9 protein-coding genes are annotated in these 10,099 nt (G+C 71.3%); 3 read left to right on the top strand and 6 right to left on the bottom strand.

Annotation, left to right across the window (positions count from 1 at the left end; genetic code table 11):
• Positions 1–74 precede the first annotated feature (74 nt).
• The 4 genes from TR46_RS07075 to TR46_RS07060 all read right to left on the bottom strand — a co-directional run bounded on the left by TR46_RS07075 (position 75) and on the right by TR46_RS07060 (position 5,165).
• Entirely contained in the window at positions 75–1,676 is a 1,602-nt protein-coding gene (locus TR46_RS07075) for a glycerol-3-phosphate dehydrogenase/oxidase (RefSeq protein ID WP_042395360.1), read from the bottom strand.
• 137 nt (positions 1,677–1,813) lie between these two features.
• The gene (gene glpK / locus TR46_RS07070) at positions 1,814–3,349 is read right to left on the bottom strand and encodes a glycerol kinase GlpK (protein WP_042395356.1); all 1,536 of its coding nucleotides are present in this window, start codon (positions 3,347–3,349) and stop codon (positions 1,814–1,816) included.
• 103 nt (positions 3,350–3,452) lie between these two features.
• Positions 3,453–4,163 (bottom strand): MIP/aquaporin family protein, encoded by a 711-nt coding sequence (locus TR46_RS07065; RefSeq protein WP_042395353.1) that lies wholly within the window; start codon positions 4,161–4,163, stop codon positions 3,453–3,455.
• Between the two features lie 237 nt (positions 4,164–4,400).
• Positions 4,401–5,165, bottom strand: coding sequence for an IclR family transcriptional regulator (locus TR46_RS07060; RefSeq protein ID WP_042395350.1), 765 nt, complete (start codon positions 5,163–5,165; stop codon positions 4,401–4,403).
• 322 nt (positions 5,166–5,487) lie between these two features.
• On the opposite strand from TR46_RS07060, the gene TR46_RS07055 reads away from it, so the two are divergent.
• Positions 5,488–5,862, top strand: coding sequence for a DUF6355 family natural product biosynthesis protein (locus TR46_RS07055; RefSeq protein ID WP_042395347.1), 375 nt, complete (start codon positions 5,488–5,490; stop codon positions 5,860–5,862).
• 55 nt (positions 5,863–5,917) lie between these two features.
• Here the strand turns inward: TR46_RS07055 and TR46_RS07050 are convergent, their stop codons facing one another.
• The gene (locus TR46_RS07050; protein ID WP_084718035.1) at positions 5,918–7,747 is read right to left on the bottom strand and encodes an ABC transporter ATP-binding protein; all 1,830 of its coding nucleotides are present in this window, start codon (positions 7,745–7,747) and stop codon (positions 5,918–5,920) included.
• A gap of 239 nt (positions 7,748–7,986) precedes the next feature.
• Between TR46_RS07050 and TR46_RS07045 the strand changes: the two genes are divergently transcribed.
• Both TR46_RS07045 and TR46_RS07040 read left to right on the top strand, forming a co-directional pair.
• Positions 7,987–8,682, top strand: a complete 696-nt coding sequence (locus TR46_RS07045) for a type 1 glutamine amidotransferase domain-containing protein (protein WP_042395340.1) — start codon at positions 7,987–7,989, stop codon at positions 8,680–8,682.
• Positions 8,683–8,694: 12 nt separating this feature from the next.
• Positions 8,695–9,048, top strand: a complete 354-nt coding sequence (locus tag TR46_RS07040) for a VOC family protein (protein ID WP_042395338.1) — start codon at positions 8,695–8,697, stop codon at positions 9,046–9,048.
• 30 nt (positions 9,049–9,078) lie between these two features.
• Here TR46_RS07040 and sigJ read toward each other — a convergent pair whose 3' ends face one another.
• Positions 9,079–10,017: an RNA polymerase sigma factor SigJ gene (gene sigJ / locus TR46_RS07035; RefSeq protein ID WP_042395638.1), complete on the bottom strand. Its 939-nt coding sequence runs from the start codon at positions 10,015–10,017 to the stop codon at positions 9,079–9,081.
• Between the last annotated feature and the right edge of the window lie 82 nt (positions 10,018–10,099).

Genomic DNA, 10,099 nt, shown 5'->3' with positions numbered 1-10,099 from the left:
CCGTGGTCGCCCGCCCCGCCCGTTCCCCTCCTGCGCCTGCACCTTCAGCTGCGCCTGCGTTCCGCCGAAGGCGGTCAGCCCACCGGGTGGGCCGCCAGGAACGCCGCGACCTCGGCGCGGACCTCCGGGGTGTCCAGGCCGCGGACGACCATGGTGGTGCGGCGCCGCAGAACGTCGTCCGGGGTGTGCGCCCACTCGTGCGCGGCCGCGTAGGCGACCTGGGCCCAGACGTCCGGGCCGTCCGGGTGGATGGGCCGGCCCAGCTCGGGGTTCTCCGCGATCAGCTGGGCGATCTCGAAGGACAGGGTGCCGTAGTGGGTGGCCAGGTTGCGGGCCACCAGCGGGTCGATCCGGGTGCCGGGCTCGCGGTCCACCAGCAGCCGGTGCGCGACCGCGTTGGGGCTGGCGACGCCGGGCAGCGGCACGGTGCGCGGGATCGCCGAGATGTCCTCGGCGAGCCCGGTGCCGGCGACGTGCGCCAGCTTGTCCAGGACCACCCGGCCGATGTGACGGTACGTCGTCCACTTGCCGCCGGCCACCGACAGCATCCCGCCGCGGCCCTCGGTGACCACGGTCTCCCGCTTGGCCGCGGCGGTCTCGCCGGGGCCGCCGGGCAGGACGCGCAGGCCGGCGAAGGAGTAGGTGACCAGGTCGCGGTCCAGGTGCTCGTCCTTGATGGCGTGTCCGGCCTCGCCCATGATCTGGTCGATGTCCGCGTCGGTCGCCCGGACGTCGGCGGGGTCGCCGGTGTACTCCTCGTCCGTGGTGCCCAGCAGCACGTGGTCCTCCCACGGGATGGCGAAGGAGACCCGGTACTTGTCGATGGGTATGGTCAGCGCCGCGTGCCAGGGCGCGCGGCGCTTGACCACCACGTGCGCGCCCTTGGACAGCCGGATGCTGGGCGCGGAACCCGCGTCCTCCATGGTGCGCAGGTGGTCCACCCACGGCCCGGTCGCGTTGAGCACCAGCCGCGCGTTCACGCCGAACTCGGTGCCGTCCAGCCGGTCCCGCAGTTCGGCGCCGGTCACCCGGCCGCCCGTGCCCCCCTTGCCTCCAGAAAATCGCAGCCCGGTCACCTCGGCGTGGTTGAGCACCACGGCGCCCGAGTCGACCGCCGCGCGCACCGTCATCACGGCGACCCGGGAGTCGTTCATCTGGTGGTCGCCGTAGACCGCGACCGAGCGCAGTCCCTCCGACTTCAGCGCAGGGACCTGCTGCAGCGCGTGCGCGGGTGTGGACACCCGGCCCATGCCGTCGCGGAACGCGGACAGCGCCGAGTACAGGAAGACGCCTGCGCCGAGCTTGGGGGCGCTGTGCGGGCCGCCCTTGTAGACCGGGACGAAGAAGGTGAGCGGGTTGACCAGGTGCGGGGCGACGTCGGTGGCCAGGGCCCGGCGCTCCTTGTGGTTCTCCGCGACCAGCTTCACCGCGCCGGTCTGCAGGTAGCGGAGCCCGCCGTGGACCAGCTTGGACGAGGCGCTGGAGGTGGCCCCGGCGAAGTCGCCGGCGTCGACCATGGCGACCTTCAGCCCGGACTGGGCGGCGGTCCAGGCGACCGCCGTACCGAGAATGCCGCCGCCGATGACCAGCAGGTCGTAGGTGGCGCTGCTGAGCAGGTGCCGCGACTGCGCGCGGCTGGCGGAGTGGTTGGCGCCCAGGGTCGGGATGGTGTTCATCAGCTGGTGTCCGGCGGGCCGCGGGGTGCGCGGTCCCGCCGTGCTCCTCTCAGAAGGTGTCTCAGAAGTGGTGCTGTCGGTACGGGTTGGGACGGGGGCCCGGGTGCCGGACCCCGTCCCAACCCGTACCGGTGCTGCTACGCCGTGGGCTCGTCCTCTTCGATCCAGCCCATGGTGCGTTCGACGGCCTTGAGCCAGTTCTTGTACTCGCGGTCGCGGGTGGCCTGGTCCATGCGCGGGGTCCACTCGGCGGCGCGGTGCCAGTTGGCCCGCAGGGTGTCCAGGTCCGGCCAGAAGCCGACCGCGAGGCCGGCCGCGTAGGCCGCGCCGAGGGCGGTGGTCTCGGCCACGAAGGGCCGCTCGACCGGGGCGTCCAGGACGTCGGCGATGTTCTGCATCAGCAGGTTGTTGCTGGTCATGCCGCCGTCGACCTTGAGCGCGGTCAGCGTGACGCCGGAGTCCTTGGCCATCGCGTCGACGACCTCGCGGGTCTGCCAGGCGGTGGCCTCCAGGACGGCGCGGGCCAGGTGGCCCTTGGTGACGTAGCGGGTCAGGCCGGTGATCACGCCGCGGGCGTCGGAGCGCCAGTACGGGGCGAACAGTCCGGAGAAGGCCGGGACGATGTAGGCGCCGCCGTTGTCCTGGACGGTGGAGGCCAGGGTCTCGATCTCGGCCGCGGTGGAGATGATGCCCAGCTGGTCCCGCAGCCACTGCACCAGCGAGCCGGTGACCGCGATCGAGCCCTCCAGGGCGTAGACCGGCTTCTGGTCGCCGATCCGGTAGCCGACCGTGGTCAGCAGGCCGTGGTAGGAGTTGACGGCCTTCTCGCCGGTGTTGAGCAGCAGGAAGGTGCCGGTGCCGTAGGTGCTCTTGGCCTCGCCCTCGTCGAAGCAGGTCTGCCCGAACAGCGCCGCCTGCTGGTCGCCCAGGGCCGAGGCCACCGGCACGCCCTCCAGCACGCCGACCGCGTTGCCGTACACCTCGGCGGAGGAGCGGATCTCCGGCAGCAGCGCGGCCGGGACGTCCATGGACTCCAGGATCTTGGCGTCCCACTCCAGCGTGTGCAGGTTCATCAGCAGGGTGCGCGAGGCGTTGGTGACGTCGGTGACGTGCACGCCGCCGTCGGGGCCGCCGGTCAGGTTCCAGATGACCCAGCTGTCCATGGTGCCGAAGAGGATGTCGCCGGCCTCGGCGCGCTCGCGCAGGCCCTCGACGTTGTCCAGCAGCCAGCGGATCTTCGGGCCGGCGAAGTAGCTGGCCAGCGGTAGCCCGGTCTCCCGGCGGAAGCGGTCCTGGCCGACGTTGCGGCCCAGCTCCTTGCAGAGCGCCTCGGTGCGGGTGTCCTGCCACACCAGCGCGTTGTGGACGGGCTCGCCGGTGTGCCTGTCCCACAGGATGGTGGTCTCGCGCTGGTTGGTGATCCCGATGGCGCGGATGTCGGACCTGGTCAGGTCGGCCTTCTCCAGCGCGCCGGCCACCACCGACTGGACCCGGGTCCAGATCTCGGCGCCGTCGTGCTCCACCCAGCCGGGCTGGGGGAAGATCTGGCTGTGTTCCTGCTGGTCGACGGCGACGATGCGGCCGTCGGCGCCGAAGATGATGCAGCGGCTGGAGGTGGTGCCCTGGTCGATCGCGGCGATGTACTGGCCGCCATTGGACAGTGTGGTGGTCACGGCGTGAGTCCTCTGGGTCGGGGAGCGGACAGGGGAACGGCTGGGGTGGGGACAGGTGCTGCGGGGGTGCTGGCGCGGGTCGGCAGCGGGGCCGGTGGCCGGGTCAGTAGGCGGCGTTGTACAGCAGGCCCGCGAGGGCACCGCCGACGAGCGGGCCGACCACGGGTATCCAGGCGTAGCCCCAGTCGGAGCCGCCCTTCTTGGGGATCGGCAGCAGCGAGTGGACGATGCGCGGGCCGAGGTCGCGGACCGGGTTGATCGCGTAGCCGGTCGGGCCGCCGAGCGAGAAGCCGATGCCGACCACGGTCAGGGAGGTGATGAGGACGCCCGTGCCGGACAGGGTGAGCCCGGGAGTCAGGCCCTGGGTGAGGATCAGGATGCACAGCACCAGGGTGCCGATGGCCTCGGTCATCAGGTTCTGGACCGGGTTACGGATCTCCGGGCCGGTGGAGAAGATGCCCAGGGTGGGCTCGTCGTTCTGCTGGAACTGGCCGAGGTAGGTGACCCACACCAGGAAGGCACCGAGCATGGCGCCGAGCATCTGTCCGGCCAGGTAGACCGGGACGTGGCTCCACTCGCCGCTCTTGATGGCTATGGCCAGGGTGACCGCGGGGTTGAGGTGGGCCCCGGAGAGGTGGCTGGAGACGTACGCCGCGACCATCACGGCGAAGCCCCAGCCGAAGGCGATGGCGACCCAGCCGGCTCCGAACGCCTTGGATCTCTTGAGCGTCACGGCGGCGCAGACGCCGCCGCCGAGCAGGATCAGCAGGGCGGTGCCGATGAGCTCGCCTACGAAGATGTGGCCGTTGGACACAACGACTCCTTTGTCCGTGCCCCTGTGGGTGGGAGAGGGCTGGTGATGCGGCTGCCGTGAACAATGTTCGACATTGTCGACCGCCATGCGGCAGTTTTCCCTCTGGGTGGCATTACGTCAAGACCACCACCCATAGGCGAAAAAACGTCGTAGACACCAATAAATACGGACAAATTGCCCGTAGTCACGACAGCGCGGAAGCGGGACCGAATCGCGTCGGCCCCGGCCTGAGCCGCTTCAGAACCGCGCTGCGCCCAGGTCCCGGGAGATCGCCCGGGCCGCCTCGCGCACCGCCACGACCAGATCCGGCCGCACCACGCCGGCTTCGCACACCCGCTCGACGGCGCCGCTGATACACACCGCACCCACAGGATTGCGGCGCCGGTCCTGGATCAGCGCGCCGATCGAGGCCACGCCCGGCCAGGTCTCCTCGACGGCCGCGCTCCAGCCGCGTTCGCGGGTCAGCGCGCACTCCTCGTCGATGGCGGCGAGGTCGGTCAGGGTCCGGGAGGTGAAGGTCTCCGGGGGGAACTCGTCCAGCTCACCGCGGGCGACCGGGTCGTGCGCCAGCAGCACCTTGCCGAGCGCGGTGCTGTGCAGCGGCTGCATGCTGCCGACCTCCAGCACCTGCCGGCTGTCGTCGGGCCGGAAGACGTGATGGACGATCAGCACCCCGTGCTGGTGCAGCACCCCGAGGTACACGGTCTCGCCGCCGGCCCGGGCCAGGTCGTCGGCCCAGACCAGGGCCCGCGCCCGCAGTTCGTGCACATCCAGGTAGCTCTGCCCGAGCCGCAGCAGTTCGGCGCCGAGCTGGTACTTCCCGCTCTCCAGGTCCTGCTCGACGAAGCCCTCCTGCTGGAGCGTGCGCAGGATCCCGTGCGCGGTGCCCTTGGCCAGGCCGAGCGAGGCGGACACCTCGGACAGGCCGAGGCGGCGCTCGCCTCCGGCGAGCAGCCGCAGAATGGCCGCCGCGCGCTCGAGCGACTGGATCGGGCCGGGCATCGCACACCTCCGCTGGGGTGCGGTCGACAATGCAGAACAGCTAATGATTATGTCGACCGCCAACTCTTCTTCCCAGAGTGTGCCAGTCCGGCCGCCGCGACTCCATCTCGACCTGGCGGACCGGGCCGCCGAGGACCGGGACAAGCGGTGCCAAGAGGCCGCAAACCAGCCGTGCCGAGGGGTAGCGAAGATCACGCGGTGGATTTCCCGGCGGAGTGTCATACGGGCGACGTGCGTCGGACGTGTACGGAGTGCCGTACGCGTCCGACGCGCTGCGGCTCCCGGGTCACCGGGACGTCCCCGCTGTCGAGAGGAACCGAACATGCAAGCACGTGAAGCCTCCCCGTCGAGCCCCGGCCAAACCAGGCAGACCGGGCGGACCCGGATGCTGTCCCTGGTCGGCTGCGCACTGGCGGCCGCCCTCGCCTTCTCGGTGGCGGCCCCGGCCGACGCCGCCACCGCACAGCGCAGGGACGCCTGCGGCTGGAACCCGGGGACCGTCAGCGACCACCCCTTCTACGAGCACTGCGCGACCAACACCAACGTCTGGATCCAGGTCACCCGGGCGTTCCGCGGCGACTACCACCGCTGCGTCGGCCCGGGGAAGACGGTCCTGGACTTCGACGCGACCGGCGCCTGGTACGACAGCAACTACCAGGGCGGCCTTTGCAGCCACCCCGGGGACACCGGGCCCTGACCCCCGCCCGACCCCCGCTACGGCCTGGGCCGGCGGCACCCCGCCGGGGCCGACCTCAGTGCAGGTCGGCCCCGGCCGCGGCATCGTCGAGAAAGCCTCCCGACTGGTGCTGCCACAGCTTCGCGTAGGCGCCCTCCGACGCGAGCAGCTCCTGGTGGGTGCCCTGCTCGACGATCCGGCCGCGGTCCAGCACCACCAGCCGGTCCATGGTGGCGACCGTGCTCAACCGGTGGGCCACCACCAGCGCTGTGCGCCCCTCCATCAGCCGCCACAGCGCCTCCTGGACCAGCAGCTCGCTCTCCGAGTCCAGCGCGCTGGTCGCCTCGTCCAGCAGCAGGATCGGCGCGTCCCGCAGGATCGCCCTGGCCAGGGCGACCCGCTGGCGCTGACCGCCGGACAGTTTGACGCCGCGTTCGCCCACCATGGTGTCGAATCCGTCCGGCAGCGTGTCCGCGAAGCCGGTGACGTGCGCCGCCTCGGCCGCGCGGCGGATCTCGGCCTCGGTGGCGTCCGGCCGGGCGAAGGCGATGTTCTGCCGCAGGGTGCGGTGGAACATCGCCGGGTCCTGCGGGACGTAGGCGATCAGGCTGCGCAGGTCGGCCTGGCGCAGCCGGCTGATGTCCTGACCCCCGATCAGGATCCGGCCGGTGTCGATGTCCGTCATCCGCAGCAGCAGCCGGGTGAGCGTGGTCTTGCCGCCGCCGGAGCGCCCGACCAGACCGATCCGCGCGCCGTTCGGCACGGCCAGGTCCAGCTCCTCGAACAGCGGCTGCGCGCCGCCGTGGGAGAAGGTCACCCGCTCGAAGCGGATGTCGGCGGCGCGCCTGCCGCCGGACAGGGAGGGCAGCGGCAGCGGCGACTCCGGGTCGATCACGGTCGGCGGGGTCAGCAGCAGCTCGGTGAACTGCGCGGCCTCGGTCATCGAGCTCTCCAGGCGCCGGTAGATCTGGTTGAACTGGAACATGATCCTGGTGGCGTTGCTGTAGTAGGTGAAGGCGACCACGACCGCCTCCACGCCGTGGTTGCCGCCGCCCAGCGCGACCGCCAGCAGCAGCCCCAGGGCGTTGGTCAGCACGGACAGCGGCGCGACCAGGGTGTCGATACGCAGATTGCCGTAGTCCCAGGAGCGCAGCGAGAGCCGCCGGGACTGCGCGACGCGGGACCGGTGCTCGGCCGCCTCGCGCTCCTCCGCGGCGAAGGCCCGGACGGTGTCCATGTTCATCAGGCTGTCCGCGACATGGCCGGACACCCGGGCGATCGCCTCCTCGCGCTGGTCGACCAGCGCCTGACGGCGACGGATCAGCGGGGCCACACACACCGACGTCAGCACGATCATCGTCAACAGGCCGACCACCAGCAGCGGCTGATAGTGCCACAGCACCACCGACCCGAACAGCAGCGGCACCAGGCTGCCCACCACGTCGAACGTCAGCGTGTCGATGAACTCCTCGAAGCGGGAGGCGAAGCTCAGCACCCGCTTGGTGAGCGACCCGGCGAAGTTCTCGTGGAAGAACGCGGCGTCCTTGGCGAACAGCTCGTCCATCCCGATCACATAGAGGTGCTCGATGCCGCGGGCGTCGAGACGGTTCAGGCAGTGCAGGCCGATCCGCCACAGCACCTCCGCCAGCAGCAGTACGCCGCCGAACTCCAGGATGTAGGGCAGCGTGGAGCCGATCGAGACGCGGCCGTCCTTCGCGATGCGGCCGACGAGTGCGGCGACGACCAGCGGCGCGACGTAGTTGGTGCCGATATTGCCCAGCGCCGGCAGCAGCATCGCCGGTGCCGTCACCCGTTTGAGTCGAATCAACTCCCTTGCGTAGTAACGAAGTGCGAGCAGCGTCGAGCCTCTGCGCGGCGAGCTGTCAGGTGCTCCGGAAAAACTCATACCACCCCCAAAAGGGCATGCCGATCAAGCCCCCACACAGCTGGTCGCGGCTCAAGGCGGTGCTTCGGCGCGGGCGCGGGGGCCGGGAACCCGCAGTGTCCCGCGACCGCGACCGCGCAGTCCAAGCGTTTTCCGGATGGTCCGGCGATCGGCGTGTGCGTTGGCGGCAGATACTTGAACAGGTCTACCTTTGAGTGGAGCGAACCAACGCGGACCACTACCCCCGGAGCGCACGCACCATGGCAAAGATCCTTTTCGTGATGACCGGCGCCGACCACTGGACCCTGGCGGACGGCACCAAGCACCCGACCGGCTTCTGGGCCGACGAGGCCGCGGCCCCCTACCAGGTGTTCCGGGCCGCCGGGCACGAGATCGTGGTCGCCACCCCGGGCGGCGTGGTCCCGCCGGTGGACGCGGCCAGCCTCGCACCGCAGTTCAACGGCGGTGAGGAGGGCGCGAAGCAGATGGCCGACACCCTCGCCTCGATGGCCGAACTGCGGCGCCCGGTCCCGCTGGAGGACGTGCGGCTGCAGGACTACTACGCCGTGTTCTACCCCGGCGGCCACGGCCCGATGGAGGACCTGGCCGTCAACGCCGACTCCGGCGCGCTGCTCACGCTGGCGCTGAAGTCCGGCACCCCGCTCGGCGTGGTCTGCCACGCCCCTGCCGCGCTGCTGGCGGCCGCGAACGAGGACGGCACCTCGCCGTTCGCCGGCTACCGGCTCACCGGGTTCACCAATGCGGAGGAGATCCAGGGCGGCCTGGCCGACAAGGCCAGGTGGCTGCTCCAGGACCGTCTGGTCGCCCTCGGCGCGGACTTCCGGGAAAGCACGCCCTGGGCCCCGCACGTCGAGGTGGACCGCACCCTGGTCACCGGCCAGAACCCGGCCTCCGCCGGCCCGCTCGCCGAGGAACTGCTGAAGCAGTTGGGCTGAGAGGACGGCGACATGGAACGCGTGCTCGGCATCGGCGGCTACTTCCTGCGGGCCGGCGACCCGGCGGCCCTGGGCGCCTGGTACCGGGACTGCCTGGGCCTGGAGGCCGACGAGAACGGCCTGTGGCGCCAGGAGGCGGGGGTGACGGTCTTCGCGACCTTCGAGTCCGGGACCGACTACTTCGGCTCGCGCGGCCAGCAGACGATGCTCAACTTCCGGGTCCGCGACCTGGACGCGATGCTCGCCCAATTGCGCGGCAAGGGAGCGGAGGTGGCCGAGGAGATCCAGGAGATGGAGGGTGTCGGCCGGTTCGGCTGGGTCACCGATCCCGAGGGCAACCGGGTCGAGCTGTGGCAGGCCGGCTGACGCGGCCCGGGGCCCCGGTCCCGCCGCTCGTCAGTCGGCCGTCCAGGGGCGGAGCTTCTCCGGGTTGCGCATGGCCCAGATGTTCCTGATCCGGCCGCCCGAGATGTCGAGGGCCATCACCGCCGCGATCTCTCCGTGGAACCGGAGCAGCAGGCCCGGCTGGCCGTTGACCGTACGTTCGTGGAGCGTCAGGTCCGGTGCCAGGGTGACGAGTCGGATCAGGTCGCGGGCGATCGACTCGCTGCCCCGGACCGGGTGGAGCCGGGCGGTGACCAGGCCGCCGCCGTCGCCGGTCGCTGTGGCCTGCGGGTCGAGCAGGTCGACCAGGGCGCGCAGGTCCTTGGCCGCCCAGGCCTGCTTGAAGTCCCTGACGATGTCGGCGCGCCTGGAGGTGTCCGGTACCGGGCTGCTCTGCGCGGCCCGGACCCGGCGGCGGGCCGAGGTGGCCAGTTGGCGGCAGGCCGCCGGGGTGCGGCCGACGATCCTGGCGATCTCGGCGAAGGGGTAGCGGAAGACGTCGTGCAGCACGAAGGCGACGCGCTCGGCCGGGGTCATCGACTCCAGCACCACCAGGAAGGCCATGCTGATCGACTCGTCCAGGGTGACCCGGTCGGCGGGGTCGGCGGTGGTGCCGCCGGACCAGCCGTGGATCCATTCGGCGGCGTCCGGCACCGGCTCCGGCAGCCACTGGCCCACGTACTTCTCCCGCCGGGCCCGGGCCGAGCCCAGCAGGTCCAGGCAGATGCGGCCGGCGACCGTGGTCAGCCAGCCGCCGGGGGACTCGACCGCCTGCTGCCGCTCCGGCGGCATCGCGTACCAGCGGGCATAGGTCTCCTGGACGACGTCCTCGGCGTCGGCGACCGAGCCGAGCAGGCGGTAGGCGAGGTTGATCAGCCTGTGCCGTTCGCTCATGATCGCGTCCAGGCCCGGATCGGGCCGTCGGGCCGTCTGCTCGGATCGGTTGCTCATGGTGTCGCGGACCCCCACGGTCGGATCGGTGTGCGGTTCATGAGGTGGACGGAACAGCGCGGCGGAGTGTGAGGTCCGCCTG

It is taken from the genome of Streptacidiphilus carbonis, assembly GCF_000787775.1.
Taxonomy (GTDB): Bacteria; Actinomycetota; Actinomycetes; order Streptomycetales; family Streptomycetaceae; genus Streptacidiphilus; species Streptacidiphilus carbonis.
This window is presented reverse-complemented; position numbering and strand designations above follow the sequence as displayed.

Coding starts and splice junctions, on each gene's coding strand:
- TR46_RS07075 (WP_042395360.1), bottom strand. CDS start 1,676: ATGAACACCATCCCGACCCTGGGCGCCAACCACTCCGCCAGCCGCGCG.
- TR46_RS07060 (WP_042395350.1), bottom strand. CDS start 5,165: ATGCCCGGCCCGATCCAGTCGCTCGAGCGCGCGGCGGCCATTCTGCGG.
- TR46_RS07055 (WP_042395347.1), top strand. CDS start 5,488: ATGCAAGCACGTGAAGCCTCCCCGTCGAGCCCCGGCCAAACCAGGCAG.
- TR46_RS07050 (WP_084718035.1), bottom strand. CDS start 7,747: ATGAGTTTTTCCGGAGCACCTGACAGCTCGCCGCGCAGAGGCTCGACG.
- TR46_RS07045 (WP_042395340.1), top strand. CDS start 7,987: ATGGCAAAGATCCTTTTCGTGATGACCGGCGCCGACCACTGGACCCTG.
- TR46_RS07040 (WP_042395338.1), top strand. CDS start 8,695: ATGGAACGCGTGCTCGGCATCGGCGGCTACTTCCTGCGGGCCGGCGAC.
- sigJ (WP_042395638.1), bottom strand. CDS start 10,017: ATGAGCAACCGATCCGAGCAGACGGCCCGACGGCCCGATCCGGGCCTG.